The organism is Streptomyces sp. NPDC021100 (assembly GCF_044333095.1).
Taxonomy (GTDB): domain Bacteria; phylum Actinomycetota; class Actinomycetes; order Streptomycetales; family Streptomycetaceae; genus Streptomyces.
The window spans coordinates 85,900-112,356 of sequence record NZ_JBIRQH010000005.1 but is presented as its reverse complement, the minus strand read 5'-3'; the positions used below and the strand labels follow the sequence as shown (position 1 = coordinate 112,356).

Below are 26,457 nucleotides of genomic sequence, written 5' to 3'. Positions count from 1 at the left end.
TCCGTCGTGCGCCCGCCGTCCGTCCGCCGTCCGCCCATTGTGCGGCGGACACCGCCGGTGAGGCACAATCGGCGACGCGGGCAGCACCCGCACCGACCGCATCCGCGAGGCCCAGGGCCTCCCGAGACCACCGCAGGGACGACGACCTCGTGCGAGCACGCCCCCGATCTGCCGCCGGAGCCCACCGAGGCGCGGAGGTGCCGCGATGAGCATCTACCGCGAGCGGGTCCACCGGGGCTCCGCACGGGCCACCGTCCTCCGTACCACCGGATCGCGCGAACGCCGTTCCCACCTCACCGCGCCCCGGGTGCCCACGGTCGGCATCGACATCGGCGGCACCAAGGTCATGGCGGGCGTCGTGGACGCCGACGGCACGATCCTGGAGAAGGTCCGCACCGAGACGCCGGACAAGTCCAAGAGCCCCAAGGTCGTCGAGGACACCATCGTCGAGCTGGTCCTGGACCTCTCCGACCGGCACGACGTGCACGCCGTCGGCATCGGCGCGGCGGGCTGGGTGGACGCCGACCGCAACCGCGTCCTCTTCGCCCCGCACCTGTCCTGGCGCAACGAGCCGCTCCGCGACCGGCTGGCCGGCCGGCTGGCCGTCCCCGTCATGGTCGACAACGACGCCAACACCGCCGCCTGGGCCGAGTGGCGCTTCGGCGCCGGCCGGGGCGAGGACCACCTCGTCATGATCACGCTGGGTACCGGCATCGGCGGCGCCATCCTGGAGGACGGGCAGGTCAAGCGCGGCAAGTACGGCGTCGCGGGCGAGTTCGGGCATATGCAGGTCGTCCCCGGCGGACACCGCTGCCCGTGCGGCAACCGCGGCTGCTGGGAGCAGTACAGCTCCGGCAACGCCCTCGTCCGCGAGGCCCGCGAGCTGGCCGCCGCCGAGTCCCCGGTGGCGTACGGGATCATCGACCGCGTCGGCGGCAACATCCCCGAGATCACCGGCCCGCTCATCACCGAGCTGGCCCGCAACGGCGACGCCATGTGCGTCGAGCTGCTCCAGGACATCGGCCAGTGGCTGGGCGTCGGCATCGCCAACCTCGCCGCCGCCCTCGACCCGTCCTGCTTCGTCATCGGCGGTGGCGTCAGCGCCGCCGACGACCTGCTGATCGGCCCCGCCCGGGACGCCTTCCGCCGCCACCTGACCGGCCGCGGCTACCGCCCCGAGGCCCGCATCGTCCGCGCCCAGCTCGGCCCCGAGGCCGGCATGGTCGGCGCCGCCGACCTCGCCCGGCTGGTCGCCCGCCGCTTCCGGCGCGCCAACCGGCGCCGCGTCGAACGGTACGAGCGCTACGCGCGGGCCGGCCGCGGGTGATCACCATGGAGCACACGGACCGCCAGGAGGCCGCGGAGACGCCCGGGGACACCCCGGGCGGCCCCCGCCCGCGCCGCTGGCTCAAGCCGCTGGTCGTCTTCCTGCTCGTCGCCATCCCGGCCGGCTACCTCTACATCTCCGCGCTGCAGAGCCGCGACGGCAACGGCGACAAGCAGGAGGAGCACACCATCACCGGCCTGGAGGAGGGCTGGCCCTCCCGGCTCCAGCGGCGGCTCTACGAGGTGACCGTCCCGGCGGACGCCGAGGACGTCGCCCACTACGAGACCAACTCCTGGAAGTCCAGCTCCCTCTTCCTCCAGTTCACCACCACCCACGACAAGTTCGGCCAGTGGCTGAACGACCACGGGATGAAGCCCTCCGACCTGGAGGAGGGCGACGTGACCATCGACGAGGACGAGGCGGACACCGTCGGCTGGAAGTTCACCGGCAAGCACCACTGGGCGGGCACGGTCCGCGAGGAGGACAAGCCCAAGCCCAACATCGAGGTCACGGCGAACCTCGACGACCCGCGCTACCCGCGGGTGTTCGTCGTCTCGACGACGAGTCCCTGACGGTCCGTTCCGCCGCTCCGGCCGGCGGTTTCCGCCGGACCGGGGGTTTCCTTCGGCGAACCCGGGTCCCAGCGGCCCCACCCGGCCTACCCTCGACCCATGGCCCGAGCGTCGGGCGAGGTGGAGGACCTCATGGAACAGATAGCACCCGAACTGCTCATGGCCCTGGCCAGCGGGACCGCCGGTGCGGCGGGGAATCAGGCGTGGCAGACCCTGCGGAACCTGGTCGTCCGGTGGCGGCCGGGCGGGGAGCCGGAGGAGGGCGAGCTGACCGCCCTGGCCGACGCGCCCGACGACGCCGAGCGGGCCGCCGAGCTGGCCGAGGCGCTGGCCCTCCGGGCCCGGCAGGACCCCGCGTTCGCGCAAGCCCTCGCGGACTGGCGGCGGCGGGCGGAGGCCCTGGAGCCCAGCCGGACGGGCTCCGGCAATGTGAGCAACACTATCTCCAACAGCACCGTGACCACGGCCGTCCAGAGCCGGGACGTGAACGGCTTCACCTTGAACAACTGACGGGGAAGGAGGAGCGGCCGACTCGGCTGACGTGCGACGCCCCCAGGGGCTACTGTGAGCGACGTGTCGGAACAATTCGAACTCTGTTCTCTCGCAGCCGAGTTCACCGAGGCCCTCGCCCGTCAGCAGCGGCTCGCCGAGCGCCGTGAGGCCATCGTGACCAGGCTGCACGACGAGGTCGAGCGGCTGCGCCAGGGCGAGATGGACACGGCGCTCGACCTCGTGCGTCACTCCCTCATCCGGCTTCACGACCAGATCCTCCGCCAGGCCGAGCACGTCACCGGCCCGCTCGGCGTCGACGAACTGCGGGCCCTGCTGACCGCGCTGGCCGACGAGGCGGCGGACACCGTGGCCAGGACCGGCGTCGAGCGGTACGTTCCCCGGCCCGGCGAGGCGTTCGACAGGACGCTGCAGCGGCCGGTGGGCCGCGTCGCCGCCGGGTCCCCCGAGGAGGAACGGACGGTGGCGCGCGTCGTGGCGGCCGGGTTCGTGCAGGGGGAGCGGGTCGTGCGCAAGGCCGACGTCGTGGTGCGCCGGTGGGAACCGGACGCCCCGCCGAACGCCTCTTCCCCGGCGGCCACTTCCACCCCGGCGCCCCCTCCTACCCCGGAGGACACGCAGGACACAACGGCGTACCGGGACACGGCCTATCAGGACGCGACGCACCAGGACAACTGACGGACAACGGACGGGACGGGCCCGAACGCGGGCGTCCCGGTGGCGGGAGAGAGACCCTATGGCCGTGTACGGCATCGACCTCGGGACCACCTACTCCTGCGTCGCACGGATCGACGACGTCGGCAGACCGGCCGTGCTGCGCAACATCGAGGGGGCGGACACCACACCGTCCGTCGTCTACTTCGAGAGCGCCGACAGCGTCGTCGTCGGACAGAGCGCCAAGGACGCCACCGTCCTCGACCCCGACCACGTCGTCCAGCTTGTCAAGCGGGACATGGGCGAGACGGTGCCGCGCGAGTTCCACGGCCGCGCCTACACACCGGAGGAGATCTCCGCCCGCATCCTCCGCAAGCTCGTCGACGACGCGAAGGCGGCCACCGGCGAGGAGGCCCGCGACGTGGTGATCAGCGTGCCCGCCTACTTCGGGCTCGCGGAGCGGGACGCCACCCGCAAGGCCGGCGAGATCGCCGGGCTGCGCGTCCTCGACGTGGTGGCCGAGCCCATCGCGGCCGCGCTCGACTACGGGGCCCTGGAAGGCGCCGAGGAGCACGGGGACCGGGCCATCCTCGTGTACGACCTGGGCGGCGGCACCTTCGACACCACCGTGCTCACCCTGCGCGGGCGTGAACTGACCGTGCTCTGCACGGACGGCGCCAAGGAGCTGGGCGGCAGCGACTTCGACGACCGCGTCGTGGCGCACCTGGCGGACCGTTTCCGCGAGCGCTTCCCGGACGCCGACGACCCGCTGTCCGACCCCCAGTCCGAGACGCAGCTCCGCAAGGACGCCGAGGAGGCGAAGAAGGCGCTGTCCTTCCGCGAGCGCTACACGGTCCGCGTCATGCACCAGGGCAGGGTCGAGGCGGTGGAGCTGACCCGGGGGCTGGTCGAGGAGCTGACCCGCGATCTGCTCGACCGCACCGTCGACATCACCCGCCGGACCGTCGAACTGGCCGCGGAACGCGGGGTGACGTCCTTCGACGAGGTGCTGCTCGTCGGCGGCGCCACCAAGATGCCGGCCGTCGCCGCCGCCCTGCGCGCCCAGTTCGGCTTCGAACCGAGGCTGCACAACCCCGACCTCGCGGTGGCCCGCGGCGCCGCGCTCTACGCCCTCGACCGGGCGGAGGAAGCGTCCGGCGCGGTGGAGACCGGCCTCGCCCACCGCCCCTACGACATCTCCACCGTCGCCTCGCGCGGCTACGGCATCAAGGTCACGGACATCGACACCGGCCGCGAGTACGTCGCCCACCTCGTGCACGCCAACGACGTCCTTCCGGCGTCGGTGACCGACGACTTCCACACCCTCCGCGACGACCAGCGGCAGGTCAGGATCCAGGTAATGGAGCAGGCGGGCGCGGTGGAGTCGGACGAGCCGGCGCACAACACCGCCGTCGCCGAGGGCACGTTGAAGATCCCGCCGGGCAAACCGAAGCGCTGGCCCTTCCAGTGCGTCTTCACCCTCGACACCTCCGGGCTGCTCGGCGTCGTCGCCACCGAGCGGGAGACCGGCGAGCGGATCGAGATCTCCGTGCGGATCGGGGGCCTGTCCCAGGAGGCGGTCGACGAGGCGCGGGTCGCGATGAGCCGCCAGCGGATCGGCTGAGGCGGGCGGGACGGGGACGGGGAACACGCTCGTGGGGTTCGACGAGGCACGCTACCGGCGCGAGGTGCTCGACGCCGGGCTGCCCGTGACCGAGGACCTGCGCGTGCGCTACCAACTGCCGCGTGACCTGGGCGCGGACGCCGTCGCCGAGGCGGTCGCGGCGGTCCGCGCCTGCTGGCGCCGGAGCCGGGCCCGGCTCCGGTACCGCCCGGTGATCGAGCAGCTGGAGGCCGGGTTCCTGGCCCACCGGCCGCTGTTCGACGCGGCCGCCGCCGGAGACCCCGGCCCCCTGCGGGCCGCCCTCCAGGAGCACGGCCGGCGCGCCGCGTCCGAACGGGCCCGGCTCCGCGCCGCCTTGGAGGAGGCCGCGGGCGGGCTCGGCCTGCTCGCCGACGGCACGGTCGCGCACCTCGCCGCCGCCCACCGGGTGCACGAGGACGAGGTACGGGCGGCGCTGGCCGCCCTCGGGCTGCGGACCGCCGAACCGGAACCGCTGCCGCGCTCGGTGCCGCACCCCGCGTACGCGCGCTGCGCCGGCCACCTGGAGGTGCTCGGACTGCGCCACCTCGCCGACTTCCTCGCGACGGGCACCCCCGGCGGCCGGACCGCCCGGCCCGTGCGCGTCTTCGGCGCACCCCCGGCCGACCAGGCGGCCGTCGAGGCGGCGGCCCGCCGCTGGGGCCGGCTGCCGCACGGCGCCGCGCACACGGCGGCCCAGGCCGTGATAGCCGCCGTCCGCGGCGTGCTGGCCGAGCGGGGCCCGGAGGGACTCGCCCGGATCCTCCTCCACGAACTGGCGGTGCCGCTGCGGACGCGCTGTGCCGCCCGCGCGACTCCGGCCACGCTCCTCGCCCACGCGGTGGGGGAGTTGGGCGTCGCCGAGGACGACGCGCGGCGCCTGGTGTTCGCGGTGCTGCACGAGCCGGCCGGGGACCCGGTGGCGGACCGGCTGCGCCGCCTGGCCGCCGACGGGCGGCTCGCCGAGGCGGCGGCCGTGGCGGACCGCCTGCCGCCGGGCGCGCTCCCCGAGGACGTCCGCGCCCTGGCCGAGCACGTGCGCGCGAGGCTCGCCGACGCCCGCGCCGTCCTCGACCAGGCGCGCCGACTGCCGCCGGAGGACGCGGACCGGGCCTGGGACCTGCTGGAACAGGCCGAGGCGGCCGTACGCGACCTGCCCGGGACCGACGCACTCCGCCGCGGCCTCGCCGTACGGCCGGTGTCCGGGCTCACCGCGACCCGGGACGGCGCGGGCGTCGCGCTCCGGTGGCGGCCCTCGCCGTCCACGGCCGGCGAGCCCGAGTACGTCCTGCTGCGCACCGAGCGGCGCGCGCCGCGCGACGCGGCCGACGGCACGGTGCTGCCGCTGCCCTCGCCGCGGGCCACCTCGGCCGTGGACGGCGCGCCCCCGCCCTGCGTCCCGCTGTACTACGCGGTCGCCGTCCGCCGGGCCGCCGAACCGGCGGGTGCCTTCTCGCCGCTCGCGATGAGCGGCCCCCTCGTGCACTGGCCGGAGGTCACCGGCGTCCACGTGGACCCCGGGGACGGCCGGATCGCCGTGTCGTGGACGTGCCCGGACCGCGCCCGGTCCGTCGAGGCCGTCCGCACCATGCCCGACGGCGAGGACGTGCGCGTCGCCGCCCGCCGCGACGGCTTCACGGACGGCGGCCTCACCAACGGCACGGCGTACGGCTACCGCGTCAGCGCCGTCTACCGCACCGACCACGGAACGACCGTGCGCACGCCGGGCGTCCGGCTCACCGCCACACCGCTCCCGCCGCCCGAGCCGGTCACCGGCCTGGACGTCCACCCGCCGGACGGCCACCCCGACGGCCGCCTCCTGGCACGCCTCGACCCGCCGGCCGCCGGGGAGGTACGGCTGTACGGCCTCGACGACGTCCCCCCGTGGCCGGCCGGCACCCGGCTGCGCACGGACGAGTTGCCCGGGGCACCGATCGAGGCCCCACCCGCGCCCGGCGGGCTGGTGTTCGCGCCGCCGGACCGGCCCACCGTGGTCGTCGCGGTGACGGTCGCCGGCGACCACGCCGTCGTCGGCGCCCACGCCGCCACCGGCGGGCCCTCGCTCGGCACCCCCACGCTCGTCCGGCACGGCGGCGCGGACGTGGTCGTGGTCTTCGACTGGCCGCCGGACGGCGGCGACGAGGCCGAGGTCGCCTGGCGGACCCCCGGCGGGACGGCGGGACAGCGGCGTACCGTCACCCGCGCCGCCTACCGGCGGGAGGCGGGCGTACGGCTGCCGGTCGCGGACGGCGCCGGGCTGGAGGTCGAGGTACGGGCGGTCGCCCGGCTCGCGGGGCGGCCCGTGTACGGCCGGCCGAGCACGGCGGTGCTGCCGTCGCGCACCGAGGCCGGCTACCGGCTGGAGCGGCACGGCCCGCCCGGACGCCGCACGGTCACCGCCGTGTTCACCGCCCGCGCCACCGTACGCGCCGAACGCCTGCTGCTGGTGCGGTCGCACGGCCCGGTCTGGCCGCTGGAACCCGCCGACGGGGACGTCCTCGCGGAAGCCGCCGACGTGACGCTCGGCCCCGGGAAGGACGTGCGGCTGTCGGCGCGCCTCGCCCGGGGCCCGGGCGGCCGGCTGCGCTGCTTCGCCGTCGGCGCGGCGCTCGTGCTGCGCGACCCGCCGCAGCACACGCTCGGCGTCACCCGGAGGGAGCGGGGGTGAGAACGCCGTGGCGGCGCCGCGCCCGGGTGTGCCCGCACTGTTTCCGCACCCTCACGCGCGAGCGGATCACCTACGTCTGCGCGGGCCGCCCCGCCTGCCCCGACGACCGCGCCCTGGCGTCCGCCGACCCCCGGGCCGGCTCCGCGGTGTGCGGCACCTGCGGCCGCACCACCACCCGGCTGCGCTGCACCGCGTGCGACGGGCGGCTGCCGGAAGGCTATCTGCGCACCCCCGCCAGACTGGTCGCGCTCGTCGGACCGGTCGGCTCCGGCAAGAGCACCTACATCGGCGTCCTGACGCACGAACTGCTGCACCGCCTCGGCGCCGAGCTCGGCGCCGCGCTGCTCCCCTGCGACGACACCACGATCCTCGACTACCGCGAACGGTACGCACGGCACCTGTACGAGGAGGGGCGCACCGTCCCCAAGACCGCCGGACACGACGCCGGCCGGCCTCTCGTCCACCGCCTCGGCCGCGCCCGCCGGGGCCGCTTCGGACGGAAACGGGAGCGGGTGCTGACCCTGGTCCTCCTCGACACCGCGGGCGAGCACTTCGCCTCGCGGGAGCGCATGGAGACCGAACTGCGCTACCTCGCCGCGGCCGACGCCGTCATCGTCCTCGTCGATCCGCGGGACCTGCCCGGGGCACCGGTGGCGGGCGGCGACGGGGTGCCGGGCCGGTCGGGCGAGGTGCTCGCCCGGGTCCTGGACCACCTGGGCGGCGGCGGGAAGGTGACCGTCCCGGTCGCGGTCGTCCTCACCAAGGCCGACCTCCTGTGGCCGCACCTCCCGGAGCACTCCCCGCTGCACCGCGCCCGCCGCCCCGGGCCCGTCTTCGACGCCGACGACCGGGCCGCCGTCCACGCCGAGCTGCGCGCCCTGCTGTGGCGCTGGCAGGAACACCAACTCGACGCGCGGCCGGCGCGGTTCTGCGTCGACCACCAGCTCTTCGCGGTGTCCATGCTCGGTTCCGCGCCCCGGCGGGACGGCGAGCTCGGGCTCGGCGGCGTCGTCCGCCCGCACCGGGTCGAGGACCCTCTGATGTGGCTGCTGCACCGCTTCGGCGCCCTCGACCGGGAACGGAAACGGAGGTGACGCGTGTGGCAGGACAAGCGCACCACGCCTCCGCCCCGCCCTGGGCCGGCGCGCGGCGGCCGCCGTGGCGCCGGGGGAGGGGTGAGCCGTGACGAACCCCGTGGTGCTGCTCCTGGCGATCGCCCTCCTGGTCGTCCTGGTCGTCGGGTACGGCGTCTGCGTCACCCTCCCCAGACTGGTGTGGGCCCAATGGCTCACCGTATGGCGGGCGTTCGGCCGGGCGGCGCCCGTCCCGCCCGACCCGCGCGGTGAGCCGGCCGTCCCCGCCTACCTTCGCGTCACCGCCTCCCGCGACCTGCGCGCGACCTGGTGGGACGGGCTCGAACAGCACGAACGGCTGATGGGCGACGCCGAGCGGTTCATGGCCGCCCGCGTGGGCGACGCGTTCCGCCGGCCGGGGCAGGGCGGGACCGGCGGGGCGGGCTGCCTGATGGTCTTCCTGCGCCCGGCCTTCCTCCTCACGGCCGTCGGCGTCGTCCTGACCGCGACCGCGATCACCATCCTGCCCCTGCTGTGCGCGCTGACGCTGTGGGCGCTGTGCCGGGCCCTGTGGAGCCTGTGGTGGGCGGCGGGAGCGGCGGTCGCCCGGGCGGAGCGCGCGCTGCGCCGCGGACGGGCGCCGTGCCCGTACGCGGACTGCGGACGCGTCGTCGACCGCCCGGTCAGGGTGTGCCCGAAGTGCCGTGCTCGCCACCGGCAGTTGGTGCCGGGCCCGTACGGCGTCTTCCTGCGCCGCTGCCGCTGTGGTGCCCGCCTGCCCGCCGTCCTGCGCGTCCACCGCCTGGAGGCGTGCTGTCCGCACTGCGGGAAGGCGCTGCCGCCCGGGTACGAACGGGCGCGCGCCGTCGTGCTCGTCGGCGGTCCGGCCGCGCAGCGCACGGGGGTGCACCGGCAGGGGCTGGCCGACCTGGGCGTCCCGCCCGGCACCGAACCGCCGCTCGTACGGACGGCCGGGACGCCCGTCCTGTGGTACGACCCGTGCGGTGACGCTTACGGCAGTCAGGAGTCGGCGGCCGCGCTGGACGTCCTGCGCCGGGCCCATGGAGTACTGCTGGTCGTGGACGACCCCGTCGCGCACGGCGACGCCGTGCGCGCCGTCACCCGGGTCCTGCACGTCCTCCTCGCCCTGCCCCCGCGCTCCCGCCCGCGCCGGCTCGCGCTGCTCTACAGCCGGGCCGTACGCGGCGACGACACCGCCGTGCGCGAGCGGCTGGACGCGGCGGGCGGCGGTCATCTGCTGCGCGCGCTGGACGGGACGGGCATCCCGCTCCGCTGCGTTCCGGCCGCGGCGCTCGGGGGGACGCTGCGGTGGCTGGCCGGTACGGCCGGCACCGCGGGCACTGCCGTGCGCATGGCGCCTCCGCCCGCGCGCCCGCCGGTGCACACCACGTACCGCTTCCCCCGGCACCGCGTCCCACGCCGCACCCTCCTCCTCGCCCACCTGGCCGGATACCTGGTCGTCCCGCTCGTCCTGACGCTCCTGGAGACGAGCGCGCTGCCGCCGTCCTCCTTCGGGGGGCTGCCGCAGAGGTACGACAAGTGGCGCCACCCGCTGACCGGCACCGTCCACCAGGTCGACCTCGCCGCGGCCGCCACCTACGACTGGCCGAGGCTCAGGGCGAGTTACTCGGCGCCCGGCCATCCGCCGTCCGCGGCTCTGCCGGGCCACGGGGGCTACTGGTCGGTCAAGGGGTCCCCGCGGAAGAACGGCTGGCTGCGGGCGGACTTCGGGATGCCGCTGCCGCTGGACGAGGTGTCGGTGGACTTCGATCCCGACAGCGTCACGGCGTTTTCATCGCCGGCCGCCGTCGAGGGCCAGGTCGGCGCCCGTACGGTCGAGTTCCGGGAGAAGCACGCGCACACCGAGAAGTCCGGCCCCGTCCTCTCGAAGACGTACGGCTACGACATCACGGTCCCGGAGGCCGTCGACTCCGTCCGCTTCGGCCTGGGGTCCGTCTTCGACAAGACCGGTGACACACAGCGGCTCCGGCTGCGCGCGTTCCACCTCCGCTGGTCCAGCTCCGACGCCCTGCGCCTGCGCCCGGCGGACGGCGGGAGGCTCGCCGTGGAGAACACCACCGCACGCGACCTCGCCGTCACCGTACGCCCGCCCCTGCTGCCCGCGGGCTGGCACGCCACCCCCGCCGGACGCCCGCCCCGGATCCTGCGGGCCCACGCCACGTACGAGGCGCGCTGGCGGATCACGGCCCCGGACGGCACCACGGGCCGCGCGCCCGTCGCCTACGCCGTCGACATCACCGAGGACGGCCGCACCGTGACGGCACGCGGCCTGGCCCTCCTCACGGCCTCCATGAAAGCCGAGCCCTTGTCCTGAACGTTCACCGGCTACCGGACGGCGGGGTCCACCGGGGCCCGGCGAAGTCGGCGAGAGCAGAGGCGAGCCCGGGATCCACGCCCGGCGCGGGGCCGGTCGACAGGACGAAGTACCAGCCCCCGCCCATGCGGGAGCGGCGGGGCGGACGCGGGGCGTCGGCGAGGAGCCGGACCTGGAGCGCGTGGAAGCGCGCGTCCCGGCCCCGGACGACCGCGCGGCGCACGGTGATCTCCTCGATGTGCCGCCACGCGTAGGAGCGCCGCCTGCGCCCGAACAGGGAGGTGACGCCGTCCCGGGTCAGCTCCAGCTCCAACGGCCGCCGCGGCATGAGGAATCCGACGACGGTGATCAGGACGCCGACGACGGGCCAGAAGGCCAGGGACAGCCACGCGACCGGCTTGTGCCACTGCCCGGTCACGCTCATCCGGATGACGAAGGTGCCCAGGACCGCGCCGATCACGGCCCAGTGGGCCAGCGGAAGCCTCCGTGACCGGCCGCGGAGGCGGTAGCGGTCCGCTGTGCGTTCCACCGTGAAGTCGCGGGCGTCCGAGAGCCTGGGGAGGGGGAGCGGGAGCGGACCGGACGCGGCCGTGCCCTGTTCCCGGGCGCGCCGCCCCGCCAGATGCTCCTGGAGCCTGCGGTTGCGGAAGCGGTAGGTGCCGCCCGAGAGTTGCAGCAGCCCCGCCGTACGGGCGTCCCTGAGGAACGCCATCAACGACCAGGGCACCCGGCCCGCCGCCGCGAGGGAACACTTGGCCAGCACCCAGCGGCTCCACGGACTCAGCAGCACCAGCATGGCCGAGGCGCCCGCCCAGGAACCGGCCGCCGCCGCCCAGCCGCCGCCTCCGCCGCCGAGCCAGAGGAACGCACTCGTCCCCACGCCGATCAGCGGGGCCACCAGCGTCAACGTCGTGACCAGCGCGCTCCGTTCGCCCCGCAGGAGTTCGTCGGGGGTGGCGGCGTCCACGGTGTCGGCGGGAGCCGCGTACACGATCATCAGCAGGACCGGCAGGACACCGCCGATGGACAACGACACCAGTTCGGGTTCCCGCAGCACGGTGTACAGGACGAGGAGGAGGACGACGAGGACGGGCCCGCCCGAGAGCACCGCGAGCCGGGCGAGCGGACCGACGCGCGCGTGCCGGTCGAGGGAGCGCAGGGCCCTGACGAAGAGCAGCGGATTCGCGCTGCGGCGTGGCTCGGCCGGCCGCTGACCGAACCAGGAGGCGGTCACCGTCCGGGCGACGGCCGCGGCGAGGATCCCGATTCCCACCACGGTCGTGCTGAGGAACTCGTCCGGCATCGCGGTGTCCGAGGAGCCGGACACACCCGCCCTGACGGCGAAGGAGAGCAGGATGCCGGCCGTCAGCAGCGCGGGCAGGGCGAGCAGCCGGGGCAGGGGCGCCGAGTGCAGGCGCCACCAGGCCAGTTCGGACTCACCGCGCCGGTTCAGCAGCAGTGCCAGGTACGCGAGCCAGGCGTGGGCCCGTTCGGCGTCCCAGGCGCGGGGCGGGTGCAGCCGGGCGGGGTCCGGGGGCACCGGGGGGAACGCGGCGGGCACGATCCGGTCGAGCAGGTGCGCCTCGACGGCGTCCCGGGTGGGCAACCGCTCACGGTCCACCAGGTCCCCCGGGCCGGCGGGGCCCTTCTCGTACGACCGGCGCGTCAGCCACACCATCAGCGGGCTGGTCAGGGCCCAGGCGGCCGGCGCGGCGGGTTCGTCCCTGAGGGTGCTCAGCAGCGGCGCCCAGGCGGCGGCGCGAGCCCGGGGCCGGGCCTTGCGGAGGTACTCCGCCACCTCGCCGGGGCGCAGCGGCAGCGACTCGATCACCGTGGCGTGCCGCAGCCCCTTGCCCTCCCGGTCGAGGCGGGCGTACTCGGCCGTGCGGGAGACGAGGACCGCGTCGCCCTCGCCGCCGAGGCCCGCGTCGAGCGCGTCGAGGACCTCGGCGCGGCGGTGCTCCGGCAGTTCGTCGAGGCCGTCGAGGACGGGCAGCACCCGGCGCTCGAGGACGAGCCGGCGGGCCGGGTGGACGCCGTCCACGGGCGGCAGACCGGGGTGGTCCCGGCGCAGCCGGTCGGCCAGCCACTCGGCGAGCGGCTGCCGCCGGGCGTCCCAGGACTCCAGCGACAGCATGAGCGGGACCGGCACGTCGTCCTCGCCCTGGGTGAGCCGGCGGGCGAGGAGTTCGAGGGTGAGCAGGACGGACAGCACGGTCTTGCCGGAGCCGGCGGTGCCCAGCACGACCAGCCGCCGCCGGGGCCGGAGCGCGAGGAAGGTCCCGGCGATGGTGTCGGTCCCGGAGCCCGCGGGCAGGTGCTCCCCGGCGGACGCCACGCGCCGGCTGGGCGTCCAGCGGACGGGCAGGGGCTCGGGGTCCGTCATGTCCCAGGCGTCGGCCTCGGCCCGCCACCGGAGGAGGAGGCTGCGGGCGAGTCTTCGCTCGGCCGCGGCGAGCGGGGCGTCGTCGTCGGGCGGCGGCTGCTCCACCCGGAGCGTCAGGTTGAGGTCGCCCCGGAGGATGCCGATCTGGATCAGGTACTCGGCCGTGCAGTCGACCGCGGTGTTGATGATGTCCGGCTCGCCGCCGGAGCCCGTTCGCCTCACCATGTCCGTCCGCCCCCGTCGTCGCGCTGTCCCTTGCTGTGCGGCCTGTTGCGTGCGGCCTGTTGCTGTGCGGCCTGTTGGTGTGCGGCCTCAGGATTTCCTCGGCTTTCCGTGGAGGCGTACCGTGCCGAGGATCTTCATGATCGTCGAGTCCGGCAGCTCGTCCCGCACGCCCGTGGCGCCGTAGAGGCACCAGGCGACGTGATTCCCCGCGGAGTTCCGGAAGCCGAAGGCGATGGCCTTGCCGTCGGTCGAGCACGCGTTCTTCCGGGGGGCGTTCCTGGACCGGGCCCAGGCGATGCTGCCCTGGACACCGGACGTGGTGGTGTAGGGCTTGGCCGTCCTGTCGGAGACGATGCTCTTCTTGTCCGGCTGGGTGTAGCCGCCGTACACCCACACGGCGGCCTTGTTCACGGCGATGTGGGCGGTGTCCTTGGCCCCCTCGGCGCCTGTGGTGCCGGTACCCGCCAGCTCGGTGCCGACCACGCGTCCGTTCGCGTCGATGCCGGGCACGCACCAGTCGTCCCGGAGCGAGGCGAATCCGGTCGCGAGGACGGTGAACCTGCGCCAGTTCGCCGGGTCCTCGGGATCGAGCTTGCTGTCGAGAAACCCGTACCGCGTGTCCGGAGGCTTGACGTCCCAGTCCGGCGGCACGTCGAAGGCGGTGCCGAAATCGGGGTTGACGACGACCTTCCAGCCCGGGATGACGGGCCGTTCGGCCGCACCGACGCGCGGGCCGGTGCTCACCGACGCCGACGCCGGCACCGACGCGGCCGGCCCGGGCGAACCGCTCGCCGCCGCGCCCGCGTTCCCGCCGCCGCCCACCAGCAGGGAGCCGGTGACGCCGGCGGTGACGACCACGGTCGTGGCGGCGGCGACCGCGACGGCCTTCGCCCGCCTCCCGGCGCCCACGGACGGCTCTCCTAACGGCATGGTCCGTACGATAGCGCCTGGTCTTCCCGAGGGCGCCGTTCCGCGGTGGAGCGGTGCGACGCAGGTGAAAGGGCCGGTCCGCGACGACGGCCGCCCCCTCCGCCGTCACCACTCCTGCCGCAACTCCGGTCACAACCCCGCGACGCGCTTCGTCAGCCTGGGTGCAGCCACTGACCCCGCGGTGCCGCGTCACCTGATGCAGTCGCCGCTCCTCATCCCCAGGACGTCCTCCATGCCCCAAAGGCCCCGCGGCACCGTGCGGTTCGCCCTCGCCGCCGCCCTCGTCTCCTCCTTCGCTCCCGCCGCACTTCTCACTTCGGCCCCGCCCGCCTCCGCCGCCTCCCTGGCGATGTGGGAGCGGATGGCCCAGTGCGAGAGCTCGGGTGACTGGACCGTCGTCAACCCCGAAGGCCCCTACTACGGCGGTCTCCAGATCATGAAGCCCACCTGGGACGCCCACAACGGCCGGGAGTTCGCCGAGTATCCGCACCAGGCGACCAAGAAGGAGCAGATCACCGTCGCGGAAAGGATCCTCCGGGGCTCCGGGGCGAGCCAGTGGGGTTCCTGCGCCCGTCAGAAGGGTCTGGTGAACGACGGCGTCGACCCGTACCCGCGCGCCACCCCGCCCGTCACCCGGGTCACGGGCCCGGAGGACCGCGGCGTCCTCAGCGGTACGGTCACCCTGTCCGCGTCCGTGGCCGAGGAGGAGGGGAAACCGGTCGAGGCCGCCTTCTTCGTGGACGGCCGCGCCGCCGGTACGGCGTCCGGGCCCGGGCCGGCGTACAGCGTGAGCCTGGACACCACGACCCTGGCGGAGGGACCGCACACCGTGACCGCCCGCGCGGTGAACGACGCGGGCCGGACCGGGCCGGCGTCCCCCGGCGTCGGCTTCTTCGTCGCCAACCGCGGTACGGCCGGGCAGACCACCGGCGACTTCGACGGTGACGGCAAGGCCGACCTGGCGATCCTCTACGGCTACGACCGGGAGGGCGAGGACAACCACACCGCGCTGTGGACGCTGCGGAGCACCGGCCGGGGCTCGTTCGCCGCGCCGGTGAAGGTGTGGGACAACCTCCAGGCCGGCAGCGGCTCCTGGAACTGGGCCGACTCCAAGGTCACGGCCGGGGACTTCGACGGCGACGGCAGGACCGACATCGGCGTCCTCTACGACGAGGGCCAGGACGACACCAAGAGGAACCGCACCGCCCTGTGGACCTTCACCAGCAACGGCCCGGGCTTCGACAAGCCGGTGAAGCGGTGGCGGACCACCCAGTCCTGGGACTGGAAACGGTCCCAGCCGGTCGCGGGCGACTTCAACGGCGACGGCAGGGCCGACGTCGGCATCCTCTACGACGAGGGCCGGGACGCCGGCGGCGACTTCCGCACCGCCTTCCACATCGCGTACGCCACCGCCGACGGCGTCCGGGAACCGAAGCGGGTGTGGGACAACGACGACCGCACGACCGGTTCGTGGAACTGGCAGAGCAGCAAGCCGGTCGCGGGCGACTTCAACGGTGACGGCAGGGCCGACCTCGGCATCCTCTACAACGAGGGCAGAGACGCCACCGGCGACTTCCGTACCGCCTTCCACATCGGTTACGGCACCGCCGACGCGATCACCCGGCCGAAGCGGGTGTGGGACAACAACGACCGCACGACCGGTTCGTGGAACTGGCAGAGCAGCAAGCCGGTCGCGGGCGACTTCAACGGCGACGGCAAGGCCGACCTCGGCATCCTCTACAAGGAAGGCAGGGACAGGACCGGAAGCAACCGCACCGCCTTCCACATCGGCTACGGCCGCGCCGACGGCATCAACGCCCCCCAGTGCGCCTGGGACAACAACGACACCACCACCGGCAGCTGGAACGCCGACGCCGCCAAGCCCACCGCCGGGGACTTCGACGGCGACGGCAAGGCGGACCTGGGCGTCCTCTACAACGGCGGGGAGAACCCCGACGGCACCAGCGAGGTGAGGCTGTTCACCTTCGCCGGCCGCGCCGAAGCGGTCTCCCCGCCGGTGCGGTCCTGGGACAGCCGCGGGTTCACGTCCTGGCGCTGGTACCGCAGCGACCTGGCCTGACGCGAGGTCGCGCCGGCGTCCGCTCCGGACGGCGACGTACCGACCGGTACAGCCGCGTACGTCTGCGTTCCCCTGCGCACTCCGCGTACCGTCCCGCACGAAAATCCCTTCCGCCCCGGCTGTCACATCACCGCCACGGGCTCCGTCAGTGACATGCGGGCACCCACCGCGCGAACGCGGACGCCCTCAACCGACAAGCAGGGGGCACGTATTGACGCCCGTGCCGTTCCCTGATCCCGATCTCCATCCCGATCCGACGTATCCGGAGATACCCATGCTTCTGAAGAAATCCGCCCGACGCGGCACGTCCCTGCTGCTGATGACCGCGGTCGCGGCGGCCGCCCTGGCCACCGGGACGGCCCAGGCCGATTCCCGGCAGTCCGACGGGATGCCGGTGGTCTCGACGGGCACCCTCGGCCACGGCGCCGCGGCGGGCAGCCGCGTCACGAGACAGCAGGTGCTGGACCGGGCGCGGGACTGGGCCGCCCACCGGGTCCCGTACAGCTCGAACGGGCTCGACTCGCCCTACAACTGGTACAAGGACGACGCGACGGGCGGCTGGTACCGCCAGGACTGCTCGGGTTACGTCTCCATGGCCTGGATGCTCAACCAGAGCCGCAACACCTGGTCCCTGCGCGATGTCACGACCCGGATCAGCACCGCGGAACTGAAGCCCGGCGACATCCTCAACAACACGCAGAGCCACGTGATCATCTTCGCCGGGTGGATCGACAAGTCGGCCGGGAAGTTCTACTTCTACTCCGAGAGCGGCCGCAGAGTGGTCACTCAGCGCTACGTGGGCGACTTCAACGACGCCTGGCTCTCGGGCCACCCCACCGACGGCTACCAGGCCTACCGTTACGACAACATAGTCGACGGCCCGGTCACCCCCGAGCCGGGCGCCGAGGACACCAGCGCCAGTCCGGCCGTGGCCAAGGCGACCGGCCCGGCGGACCAGGCGATCCTGAGCGGCCAGGTACCCCTCACCGCCGCGGTGTCCGAGAGCGTCGGCACCCCCACGGGCGTGGAGTTCTACGTCGACGGCCGGATGGTGGACTCCGTCGCCAGCCGCGGCACCGAGTACTCCGCGTCGCTGGACACCACCGAGCTGTCCGACGGCCCGCACACGCTGACCGTCCGGGCCAAGAACGCCGCCGGCCAGGACGGCCCGATGTCCGCCGCCTCCGGCTTCTTCGTCGCCAACAAGGCCGTCCCCAGCACCACCACCGGCGACTTCGACGGCGACGGCAAGGCCGACATCGCCGTCCTCTACAACAACGGCCGGTCCGATTCGGGCAAGAACCTGACCACGCTGTACAAGTTCACCAGCAACGGTCACGGCTTCGACGCCCCCGTCAAGGCTTGGGACAACGCGGCCCCCTCCGCCCAGAGCTGGAACGCCGACCGCAGCAAGCTGACCGTCGGGGACTTCAACGGCGACGGCAAGACGGACGTCGCGGTCCTGTACAACGACGGCCGGGACGACACCGGCGACTTCCGCACCTCGCTGTACGAGTTCCTCAGCGACGGCAAGACGTTCAAGGCGCCGGCCAAGGTCTGGGACAACAACGACCGCACCACGGGCAGCTGGACCTGGGAGCGCAGCAAGCCCGTCGCGGGCGACTTCAACGGTGACGGCAAGGCGGACGTCGGCATCCTCTACAACGAGGGCCAGGGTGACGACAACATGAACCACACCGCCTTCCACGTCCTGTACTCGTACGACGGCGGGATCCGCGGCCCGAAGCGGGTCTGGGACAACGACGACCGCACCACCGGCAGCTGGAACTGGGAGCGGAGCAAGCCGGTCGCCGGTGACTTCAACGGTGACGGCAAAGCGGACCTCGGCATCCTCTACGACGAGGGCCAGGACGCCGCCGGTGACTTCCACACCGCCTTCCACATCGGTTACGGCACCGCCGACGCGATCACCCGGCCGAAGCGGGTCTGGGACAACGACGACCGCACCACGGGCAGCTGGACGTGGGAGCGCAGCAAGCCGGTCGCGGCCGACTTCAACGGTGACGGCAAGGCCGACCTCGGCATCCTCTACGACGAGGGCAAGGACAAGACCGGCGACTTCCGCACCGCCTTCCACATCGGCTACGGCCGCGCCGACGGCATCAACGCCCCCAAGCGCGCCTGGGACAACAACGACACCACCACCGGCAGCTGGAACGCCGACCGCAGCAAGCTCGTGGCCGGCGACTTCAACGGCGACGGCAAGGCCGACCTCGGCGTCCTCTACAACAGGGGCCAGGACAAGGACGGCAAGAACGAGGTCGCGCTGCACACCTTCGACGGTCGTGACGACGCGGTCTCCCGGCCGGTGAAGGTCTGGGACAACTCGGCCTCCACCAGCTGGAACTGGTACCGCAGCGACCTCGGCTGACCCGGGTCCCGACCGCGACCGCCCCGCCGGACGCTCCTGCGGGGCGGTCGCACGCTCGTCCGGGTCCGCCCGCGGCGCGTGCCTCAGCCCAGGCAGTGGAAGGTGCGCGGCGGGTGCATCAGGAAGTCGCGGTGCGAGATGTTCCACGCGTAGGCTCCGGCCAAGGCGAAGGCCACCCGGTCCCCGGCCCGGAGGGCGTCGACCGGGACCCGCCGGGCGAAGATGCCCCGGGGGGGTGCACAGTTGCCCGACCAGCGCCACCGGCTCCCAGCGGGCAGCCGGACGCGGCCAGGGGCGCGCCCACTCCCCGGCGGACAGACGGTGAACGGGTGGTCGTGCCGTACGGCAGGACGTCGTACACCGACCCGCCCCCACCACACGCGGGCCGCTGCCTGACGCGGGTGTGGGCCGACTGACGCCGTGCTCCACCACGACCGAGCGCGCCTCGCGGACGCGCCCGCCGCCACGCTGGTCGCCTCCTGCGCCGGACTCGCCGCGCGGGCGGCGGCCCGGGCGGAGACATCGCTCGCGCAGCCGGCGGCGGGGCTCAGCCGGTGAGGTGCGAGGCAAAGAACCAGAGGTTGCCCTCCAGGTCGCGAGCGCCGTATTCGCGCAGCCCGTAGGGCATGTCCTGCGGTTCGTACTCGATGACCGCTCCGGCCTCCTTGGCGTGCCGGAAGTGCGCGTCGACGTCCTCGACGGTCATCATCACGGCCGCGTGCACGGCCGGAAGTTGCGACGCCGGCCGGAGCTTCATCTCGTCCCGGGCCCGTCCGACGATCACGGTGTGCGGACCGATGCCCGCCTGGGCGTTGACCACCTGCCCGTCCACCTCGTTGACCACCCTCTTCTCCAGCCCGAAGGCTTCCAGTAGGAAGGCGAAGCCGGTCGCCGGGTCCTTGTAGAAGAGGTACGGGCTGATGCTGGGGGCGCTCGGGGCGGCCTGCTGCTTCATGAACGACTCCTTGGGACGGGGGACGGACACCGCGGTACGGGACGTCACGCTAAGAGTGTCCGGGCCCGGAGTCTTGAACAGAATTCACCTGCCCCTGCGATACGACGCGCCGCCCTGGGCGCCGCCTCCGGGCAGGGCCGGTCAGTCGGCCCGCAGCCCGCCGCCGTCCGGAAGCCAGGTGCGGGAGAACGCCGACGGGGAGCGTCCCGCGTACCGTGAGAACGCCCGGCTCAGATGTGACTGGTCGGCGTACCCGCAGGTCAGCGCGATGTCCGCGAGACTCGCCCCGCTGTTGATCAACCCCACCGCGGTACGGAAGCGCAGCACCTGGGACAGCGCCTTGGGAGGCAGCCCGATCTGCTCGCGGAACTGGTCGATCAGATGCTTGTGGCTGCACCCGGCTCCCTCGGCGAGATCCCGCACGGCAACCCGCCCCCCACAGCGCCGCAACTCTTCCCAGGCCCGTTCGGCGGGGGAGGGGGCACCACCGGCCGAGCCGGTGACCAGCCCCTCGGAGAGCAGCGTGTCCAGGACGGTGAAGCGCTCCTCCCAGCCGGACCGCTCGGCCAGCGCGGTGAGCCGGCGCAGCAAGGCGGCGTCGAGGAGCTCCTCGGCCCCGACCGCACGATTGGCCAGGAGGTGCATCGGCAGACCCAGGAAGAAGCGGGCACCGACCGGAGTGAAACGGACGAGGACGCCGCTGGAGACGGGAGCGGTCTCCGTCAGGCGGTAGCGGTCCTGGACACCCGTGACGAAGACCTGCCGCCGCAGGCCACCCCCCACGCCCTGGGTCCCGGTACCGCAACAGGGCTGTTCGCCGCCGAGCACCCGGACCGAGGGCTCGAAACCGACGACGAGGGTGATCAGGCCGGAGGGCAGTTCCCGGCGGAGCCGGAAGCCGCGCCCGCGCTCGTCGTAGCCGAGATAGCCGGCCACGAAACGACGCAGGTCCGGCCGCGGGCGACGCCACACCGTCTCCCAGCGGCCGAGCACCGACTCGTGCCGCACCCTGCGCAACCGCGCCGTGGGGGAGGGCGGGGACGACAGCGCGCGCCCGCCCGGCGGCAGGGACGCGCCGCCCGCCGGGTCAGCGCTCGGGAACATGCCACTCCGCGAGCACGTCGGGGGCCTGGCCCGCCCACGCCTGACAGAGAGGTCCGGCCATCTCGTGGCCTCCGGCACCGGCCAGTCGCACCGTGAGGAATTCGCTGCGTCCCCGGCCGAGGATCCCGGACGTCTCCGACGCGGCCGTCACACAGGCGTGCACCTTGGCCTCGGAAAGTGCGAGAGCCGGCTCCCGCACCTGTTCCGCGCTCACCATGGACGCTCGCGTCCTCTCAGACGTCTGCGGCGTCACACCGCGCCGACCCAGGTCCCGTGTGAGGTGGTGCAGGCGCAGTGCATCACCTTGGGCGAACACGGGGCTCCCCAGCGGCAGTTGGCGGCCGGTGCGGTAGCCGGTGAAGGGTTCGGCCGGAGGGTCCTCGAGGAGACAGGTCATCGGGGCGACGGCTTTCGGTACGGAGGCGGCGAGCACGGCAAAGGATGCCTTGGCGAGGGCGCGCTCCTTGGCGCAGGTAGTGCAAGTGCGAGCCCGCCGCCGAGCCCGTCGGTTCCTCCGGTGATGACCACGGTCCGCATCCCTGGTTCTCCTGCCTCTCTACTGTTCCCGTCGTGTTGCCGACGAGTGGCCGCGTGATCCGCCCCCACCATGGGGCCATCGCCGAACCCTGACTAGCGTCGAGACCAGGGGGCGAGGCAGGAGGACGGCTCGTACTGGGTGCACATGCTCCCCGGTATCGCGGTCATGAGTACCGGACAGGGTTTGGGTTTCGGCGCGATGCCGGCCGCCACGCTGGAGGGCCTGCCGTCCCACCAGCACGGAGTCGCCAGCGCGGTCAAGTGACCGCGCAGCAGATCGGCAACAGCGTCGGTCCGGCGATCCTGGTCGCCGTCTCGACCGGTGTCAGTGGCGGTGCCACGAATCCGGCCGATCAGCTGGCAGGTTTCCACGCGGCGTATCGGGTGGCGGGTGCCATCGGGCTCCTCGGCGGGGTGACTGTTCTGCTCACCAGGTTTCCCCAGGCGGCCACCGAGCCGTCGGCTTCCGAGGAGAGGTCGTGACAGCGAAGGCCGGACGCACCTGAACGTGCCCTGCGGCCGGGGGCCTTGCCCGATGAGGGCAGGGCCCCGAGTCCCGCCGCACCACGGTCATCGTCCGCGGGCGGCCCGGCCGTGCCTCGGCGCGCGCCGCGCACTCCGAATGAGCCGTAGGCCGGTACGCCCGCCTACGGCCGCGGAGTGCCCAATGACCACCGCCCCGGCCCTTTGACCACCACATTCCCGCCGACTGACCACCGCAGTCCCCCAACCGCGAAGGCGCCGCCCTAACGGTCCGACCACCGCAGCACCTTGTCTCCGTCGCAGCGGGACCGTCCGACACACACCTGGAGCACACGCACCAGAGCCAGGGGGCTTCCGGCGGCGCGCGCCTGCCGTAGCGAAGAGGACAAGAGCCGATAGACGGGGCCGGTCATGTGAGATCTCGTGAAAGATGAGAGGGTCTGGCGGGTGAGCGAGACACCGGCGAACACCCTGCAATACCGCTTTGACGGGCCCGAAGACGCCCCGGTCCTGATCCTGGGCCCGGCCCTCGGCACCACATGGCACATGTGGGACCGGCAGGTGCCGGAACTCACCCGCCAGTGGCGCGTCTTCCGCTACGACCTGCCGGGCCACGGCGGAGCGCCCGCCCATCCGGCGGCCACGGTCGGCGAGCTCACCGACCGGCTGCTCGCCACCCTCGACGCCCTCGGCGTCGAGCACTTCGGCTACGCGGGCTGCTGCATCGGCGGCGCGATCGGCGCCGATCTCGCCCTGCGCGGCCCGGAGCGGCTCGGCTCCCTCGCCCTGATCGGGGCGGCCGCCCGCTTCGGCACGGCGGACGGCTGGGGCGTACGGGCCTCCGAGGCCCGCTCCCACGGCCTCGACCCCGCGGCGCGGTCCGCGCCCGAGAACTGGTTCAGCCCGGCCTTCGCCGCGGCCCAGCCCGCCATAGTGGACTGGGCCGTCCACATGGTGCGCACCACCGACGTCCCCTGCTACTCCGCCGCCTGTGAGGCGTTGGCCGCCTTCGACGTCCGCTCCGGCCTCGACCGGGTGGGCGTGCCCACGCTGGTGCTCGTCGGCGCCGAGGACCAGGTGACGCCGCCCGCCGACGCCCGCGTCCTGGTCGCCGGCATCCACGACGCCCGCCTGGCCGTCGTCCCCGGCACCCGCCACCTGGCCCCCGTCGAGCAACCCGCCGCCGTCACCGACCTGCTGGTGGGCCACTTCACGGCGGACTGGCAGCGGCGGGCCCCGCGGGGACGCGGCGCGGGTACGGGCCCCGGTACGCCGGCGGGCTCGTCGGCCGCGCCTGCCGCCGCCGCGAGCGGACCGGGCGCGCACGCCGGTCCGTCGTCGGGCGCTTCGGGCCTGCCCGGTGGTGTGTCGGCGGCCGGCGCGGGCGCGCCCGGCGGCCTGTCGGAGCCGGGCGGGCCGGGTGTGCCTTCCGCCGGGGGTGCGTCCGGCGGTTCGGCCGTGCAGGCCGGCCCGTCCTCGATCCCTCCTGTCACGTCCACCGGCTCGTTCGCGGCCGGCGCGTCATCGGTTCCTCCGGTCACGTCCAGTGGTTCGTTCGCGGCCGGCGCGGGTGCTTCCGCCGGCCTGTCGGAGCCCGGCGGGCCGGGCGTGCCGTCCGCCGGGGGTGCGGCTGCCGGTTCGGCCATGCATGCCGGTTCGTCGGCCGGCGCGTCTTCGGCTCCTCCGGTCACATCCACCGGCCCGTCCCCGGCCGGTGGGGGCGCCTCCGCTGGTCTTTCGGTGCCCGCGGGCGCGTCTGCGGCGGCCCCGCCCGGCTCGCCTTCGGCCGGGCCGGCTGCCGCGTCCCCGCCCGCGTCGCCAGGTGCGGCCGCCGGCGAGGCGCCGACGGCGCTGTTGCCGCCGATCGTGCTGGGGGACGGGCCGGTGCCGTCCGCCGCTTTCGCCGAGGGGCCGCCCGCCGGCTGGCCGCCGCCCCGCGGCGCGGACGCGCCGCACGGCGTGTTCGGGCCGCCCCTGGCGGGCGGTATACCGGGCCCTGCCCCGGATCCCGCGCCCTTCGGCGCGGCCCCCGACCCCTTCGGTCCCGCGAACGGTCCCGCGAACGGCCCCCGGCCGGCCACGCCCGCCACGGCCCACGGGCCGGAGGCCATGCTCCGTAACGGAACGCTGCGGGCCGACGTCTTCGGCCCGGTCGGCCCGCCGGTCGACAGCCCGTACGCGACGGCGGCCCCCGCTCCGGGTGCTTCCGCGGACGCGCCGACGGCGTACGGCCCTCCCGCCCCCGGCCGCGTCGACGGGGGCTTCGGACCGTTCCCGGGTCCGTCCCCGGCCCCGGACGACCGCTCCGGGGGCTCACCCCTGCCCGGCTTCGGGCACGGCGCCACCGAGCCGCTGGCCCCGGCCTCTCCGGCGGGCGCCGGTGGCCCGGACGACGTCGCTAACCAAGTGCCCTACGCCGTAGGGGCGTTCGACGCGTCAGCCGGTGCCCCAGGCGGCGCACCGACCGCTCCGGTGGGAGGAACGCCTTCCCCGGCCGGGCCTGCTCCCGGCCCGTACCCGGGACCCGGCGGCAGCGGCACCGAGGACCCGCAAACAGGCCTCCGCACGGACGCGGGGGCGCGCCCGGCAGGGCAGGGAAGCCCCGCACGGGTGGACGTGCCGACCACGGACATGTCCCCGCTGCCCCCGTCCGCCCCGGCCCCGCGATCCGGAGCGGACGCCCCGCGCCACGTCCCCGCGCCGGACACCGGCAGGACGACGGGAGGTCCGTCCTCCTCGGCCGCCGCCGGCGCCTCGGTGCGCCCGGGGGCCGGTGCGGCGGCGTCCGCGGTGGGCGGTCCCGCCCCCGCCCCGGCCCGGGTCGATGTGCCGACGACGGACATGTTCCCGTTGTCCGCGCCCGCTTCGGCGAGCCGCCGTGAGGCCGCTGTGAACGGGAGTGGCGGTGATGCGGTGGCCGATCCCGCGCGTGCGGATGTGCCGACGACGGACATGTCGGCGCTGTCCCCGCCGAGTTCGACGCGCCGTCCCGGGGCCCGGGCCGGTAGGAACGGTGAGGCGGTGACGGCGGAGACGCCGGAGACCGGCGAGGCGGTGCGGGCGGGTTCCACCGGTGAGGCCGGCGGGGACGCTCCTGCCGCTGACCCGTCCCCGTCGGGCGGACGCGCGTCGGCGCGCCGTCGCGACGGCACGGGGGCGGCGGGCTCCGGTCGCGTGGATGTGCGCGTGGACGTGCCGACGACGGACATGTCGGCGCTCTCCGCACCCGGTGCGGAGGCGACAGCCGGCGACGCGCCCGGTGCGGCCGGCCGGGCCCCGGACACGGCCCGGGCGGATGTGCCGACGGCCGACATGTCGGCGTCTCCGGTGCCCGGTTCGGCGACGGCCGTCACCGAGGCACCCGGTGCGGGTGGCTCCGCCCCGGACGTCTCCCGGGTGGACGTGCCGACGACGGACATGTCCGCGCTCTCCGCGCCCGCTTCGGCGGCGGCTGCCGGCGAGGCGCCTGGCGCGGGCGGTCCGGCCTCCGACGCCGTCCGGGCGAACGTGCCGACCGCCGACGTGTCCGTGGGCTCCGCATCGGGTTCGCACGTCCGCTCCGGGGAGGGCGCACCGGCCTCGGGGCGGGCGCCCGCGGACGTGCCGACCACCGACATGTCCCCCGTCCCGGCACCGGGTTCGGCCGCTCGCTCCGGGGACCGGCCGCCGGCCGCGGAACCGGTCCGGACGGACCCCCTGCCCACTCCCACCCCCGACACGTCCCAGGGCACCACCGCCACCGGCCGCCCGAGCGCCCGCCGCACTCCCGGGAGGACCGGAATCGGAGTGGGCGTGGGCCGGCAGGCCGCCTTTGGAACCAGGGGGCAGCGGGAGGGAGCGCATGCCCCGGCGGACGCAGCGGTCGCGGCGGGCGGACGGCCCGCCGGCGCGGAGCCCGGAACGCGCAGCAGCATCGACACCGCCACCAGCCCCGACGCCCCCGCCGAAGTCGCCCGCCGGGAGGACGTCCGGGCCGCCGGTTCCGCGGCCCTGCCCGCCGCCACCGCGCACGGAACGGAAGCGGCCGTACCCACCGACGTACCCACCGACGTACCCGCCGACACGCGCGCCCCGCGCGCCCGGCACCGGGCCGGAGGCGTGTATTCGGCGGACGCCCTGACCGTCGTCGAGCCGGGGGCCGACGCCGGGGGCGCTCCGGCGGGGGCGCTCGACGTGCGGCGGCGGGCGCTGGGGGAGGCGCACGGGGAGGCGTACGGCCAGGCGGCCGGCGCGGCGGATCCGTTCACGCGCGAGTTCGAGGACTTCGCGGCCCGCGTCACCTGGGAGGAGAGCTGGTCCCGACCCGGCCTCGACCCGCGGACGCGGGCACTGCTCACCCTGACCGCGCTCACCACCGGCGGCCACGTCCAGGAGCTTCCCGGCCACGCCCGGGCCGCGCTCCGGCTGGGGGTCACGCCGGGGGAGATCCAGGAGGCCCTGCGGCACACGGCCCTCTACGCCGGGCTGCCCGCCGCCCGGGCCGCGTTCGCCGCGATCCGGCCGGTCATGGGGGACGGGCCGGGCCGGCCGGACCCGTCCCCCGAGGGCGGCGCGTCATCATGA

At 74.8% G+C, this 26,457-nt stretch carries 18 protein-coding genes and 1 pseudogene; 14 read left to right on the top strand and 5 right to left on the bottom strand.

Annotated features, from left to right (window positions below; all coding sequences use genetic code 11):
* Positions 1–205 precede the first annotated feature (205 nt).
* The 8 genes from ACH4PU_RS12615 to ACH4PU_RS12580 all read left to right on the top strand — a co-directional run bounded on the left by ACH4PU_RS12615 (position 206) and on the right by ACH4PU_RS12580 (position 10,802).
* On the top strand, positions 206–1,327 hold the full coding sequence (locus ACH4PU_RS12615) for an ROK family glucokinase (protein WP_398270203.1): 1,122 nt from the start codon (positions 206–208) through the stop codon (positions 1,325–1,327).
* A 5-nt stretch (positions 1,328–1,332) separates the two neighbouring features.
* Positions 1,333–1,899: a hypothetical protein gene (locus ACH4PU_RS12610; RefSeq protein WP_398270200.1), complete on the top strand. Its 567-nt coding sequence runs from the start codon at positions 1,333–1,335 to the stop codon at positions 1,897–1,899.
* Between the two features lie 99 nt (positions 1,900–1,998).
* Positions 1,999–2,409, top strand: coding sequence for a hypothetical protein (locus tag ACH4PU_RS12605; RefSeq protein WP_398270197.1), 411 nt, complete (start codon positions 1,999–2,001; stop codon positions 2,407–2,409).
* Positions 2,410–2,472: 63 nt separating this feature from the next.
* The gene (locus ACH4PU_RS12600) at positions 2,473–3,087 is read left to right on the top strand and encodes a nucleotide exchange factor GrpE (protein WP_398270194.1); all 615 of its coding nucleotides are present in this window, start codon (positions 2,473–2,475) and stop codon (positions 3,085–3,087) included.
* 58 nt (positions 3,088–3,145) lie between these two features.
* Positions 3,146–4,687, top strand: a complete 1,542-nt coding sequence (locus ACH4PU_RS12595; RefSeq protein ID WP_398270191.1) for an Hsp70 family protein — start codon at positions 3,146–3,148, stop codon at positions 4,685–4,687.
* 31 nt (positions 4,688–4,718) lie between these two features.
* Positions 4,719–7,373, top strand: coding sequence for a hypothetical protein (locus ACH4PU_RS12590; RefSeq protein WP_398270188.1), 2,655 nt, complete (start codon positions 4,719–4,721; stop codon positions 7,371–7,373).
* Positions 7,370–8,467 carry a hypothetical protein gene (locus ACH4PU_RS12585; protein ID WP_398270185.1) on the top strand — a complete coding sequence of 366 codons (1,098 nt, stop codon included), beginning with the start codon at positions 7,370–7,372 and terminating at the stop codon, positions 8,465–8,467. Before ACH4PU_RS12590 ends, ACH4PU_RS12585 begins: the two co-directional genes overlap by 4 nt.
* Before the next feature lie 88 nt (positions 8,468–8,555).
* Complete coding sequence (locus ACH4PU_RS12580; RefSeq protein WP_398270182.1) at positions 8,556–10,802, top strand: hypothetical protein; 2,247 nt, start codon at positions 8,556–8,558, stop codon at positions 10,800–10,802.
* Between the two features lie 4 nt (positions 10,803–10,806).
* Here ACH4PU_RS12580 and ACH4PU_RS12575 read toward each other — a convergent pair whose 3' ends face one another.
* The gene (locus tag ACH4PU_RS12575; RefSeq protein WP_398270179.1) at positions 10,807–13,413 is read right to left on the bottom strand and encodes an NACHT domain-containing protein; all 2,607 of its coding nucleotides are present in this window, start codon (positions 13,411–13,413) and stop codon (positions 10,807–10,809) included.
* An 87-nt stretch (positions 13,414–13,500) separates the two neighbouring features.
* Entirely contained in the window at positions 13,501–14,343 is an 843-nt protein-coding gene (locus tag ACH4PU_RS12570) for a hypothetical protein (RefSeq protein ID WP_398270176.1), read from the bottom strand.
* Between the two features lie 232 nt (positions 14,344–14,575).
* On the opposite strand from ACH4PU_RS12570, the gene ACH4PU_RS12565 reads away from it, so the two are divergent.
* The 3 genes from ACH4PU_RS12565 to ACH4PU_RS12555 all read left to right on the top strand — a co-directional run bounded on the left by ACH4PU_RS12565 (position 14,576) and on the right by ACH4PU_RS12555 (position 19,373).
* A complete protein-coding gene (locus ACH4PU_RS12565; RefSeq protein ID WP_398270173.1) occupies positions 14,576–16,423 on the top strand; it encodes an FG-GAP-like repeat-containing protein in 1,848 nt (615 codons plus the stop codon).
* Positions 16,424–16,697: 274 nt separating this feature from the next.
* Positions 16,698–18,815 carry an FG-GAP-like repeat-containing protein gene (locus tag ACH4PU_RS12560; protein WP_398270170.1) on the top strand — a complete coding sequence of 706 codons (2,118 nt, stop codon included), beginning with the start codon at positions 16,698–16,700 and terminating at the stop codon, positions 18,813–18,815.
* 420 nt (positions 18,816–19,235) lie between these two features.
* Complete coding sequence (locus ACH4PU_RS12555; RefSeq protein ID WP_398270167.1) at positions 19,236–19,373, top strand: hypothetical protein; 138 nt, start codon at positions 19,236–19,238, stop codon at positions 19,371–19,373.
* Here the strand turns inward: ACH4PU_RS12555 and ACH4PU_RS12550 are convergent.
* The 3 genes from ACH4PU_RS12550 to ACH4PU_RS12540 all read right to left on the bottom strand — a co-directional run bounded on the left by ACH4PU_RS12550 (position 19,363) and on the right by ACH4PU_RS12540 (position 21,091).
* Positions 19,363–19,818 carry a VOC family protein gene (locus ACH4PU_RS12550; RefSeq protein WP_398270164.1) on the bottom strand — a complete coding sequence of 152 codons (456 nt, stop codon included), beginning with the start codon at positions 19,816–19,818 and terminating at the stop codon, positions 19,363–19,365. The two genes, ACH4PU_RS12555 and ACH4PU_RS12550, sit on opposite strands and share 11 nt — an antisense overlap.
* Positions 19,819–19,911: 93 nt before the next feature.
* Complete coding sequence (locus tag ACH4PU_RS12545) at positions 19,912–20,874, bottom strand: helix-turn-helix domain-containing protein (RefSeq protein WP_398270161.1); 963 nt, start codon at positions 20,872–20,874, stop codon at positions 19,912–19,914.
* Positions 20,858–21,091 (bottom strand): hypothetical protein, encoded by a 234-nt coding sequence (locus ACH4PU_RS12540; protein WP_398270158.1) that lies wholly within the window; start codon positions 21,089–21,091, stop codon positions 20,858–20,860. The genes ACH4PU_RS12545 and ACH4PU_RS12540 overlap by 17 nt, the downstream gene beginning before the upstream one ends.
* Positions 21,092–21,672: 581 nt before the next feature.
* On the opposite strand from ACH4PU_RS12540, the gene ACH4PU_RS12535 reads away from it, so the two are divergent.
* The 3 genes and pseudogenes from ACH4PU_RS12535 to ACH4PU_RS12525 all read left to right on the top strand — a co-directional run bounded on the left by ACH4PU_RS12535 (position 21,673) and on the right by ACH4PU_RS12525 (position 26,457).
* Positions 21,673–21,894 carry a hypothetical protein gene (locus tag ACH4PU_RS12535; RefSeq protein WP_398270157.1) on the top strand — a complete coding sequence of 74 codons (222 nt, stop codon included), beginning with the start codon at positions 21,673–21,675 and terminating at the stop codon, positions 21,892–21,894.
* Positions 21,895–22,341: 447 nt separating this feature from the next.
* Positions 22,342–23,319: pseudogene (locus tag ACH4PU_RS12530) on the top strand (alpha/beta fold hydrolase); the annotation flags it as partial.
* Positions 23,320–23,538: 219 nt separating this feature from the next.
* Positions 23,539–26,457: a carboxymuconolactone decarboxylase family protein gene (locus tag ACH4PU_RS12525; protein ID WP_398270885.1), complete on the top strand. Its 2,919-nt coding sequence runs from the start codon at positions 23,539–23,541 to the stop codon at positions 26,455–26,457.

Excerpts from the sequence above, each read along its gene's own strand:
- ACH4PU_RS12615 (WP_398270203.1), top strand. The coding sequence starts at position 206 with ATGAGCATCTACCGCGAGCGGGTCCACCGGGGCTCCGCACGGGCCACC.
- ACH4PU_RS12610 (WP_398270200.1), top strand. The coding sequence starts at position 1,333 with ATGGAGCACACGGACCGCCAGGAGGCCGCGGAGACGCCCGGGGACACC.
- ACH4PU_RS12605 (WP_398270197.1), top strand. The coding sequence starts at position 1,999 with ATGGCCCGAGCGTCGGGCGAGGTGGAGGACCTCATGGAACAGATAGCA.
- ACH4PU_RS12595 (WP_398270191.1), top strand. The coding sequence starts at position 3,146 with ATGGCCGTGTACGGCATCGACCTCGGGACCACCTACTCCTGCGTCGCA.
- ACH4PU_RS12575 (WP_398270179.1), bottom strand. The coding sequence starts at position 13,413 with ATGGTGAGGCGAACGGGCTCCGGCGGCGAGCCGGACATCATCAACACC.
- ACH4PU_RS12570 (WP_398270176.1), bottom strand. The coding sequence starts at position 14,343 with ATGCCGTTAGGAGAGCCGTCCGTGGGCGCCGGGAGGCGGGCGAAGGCC.
- ACH4PU_RS12565 (WP_398270173.1), top strand. The coding sequence starts at position 14,576 with ATGCCCCAAAGGCCCCGCGGCACCGTGCGGTTCGCCCTCGCCGCCGCC.
- ACH4PU_RS12560 (WP_398270170.1), top strand. The coding sequence starts at position 16,698 with ATGCTTCTGAAGAAATCCGCCCGACGCGGCACGTCCCTGCTGCTGATG.
- ACH4PU_RS12545 (WP_398270161.1), bottom strand. The coding sequence starts at position 20,874 with ATGTTCCCGAGCGCTGACCCGGCGGGCGGCGCGTCCCTGCCGCCGGGC.
- ACH4PU_RS12540 (WP_398270158.1), bottom strand. The coding sequence starts at position 21,091 with ATGGTGAGCGCGGAACAGGTGCGGGAGCCGGCTCTCGCACTTTCCGAG.
- ACH4PU_RS12525 (WP_398270885.1), top strand. The coding sequence starts at position 23,539 with ATGCATGCCGGTTCGTCGGCCGGCGCGTCTTCGGCTCCTCCGGTCACA.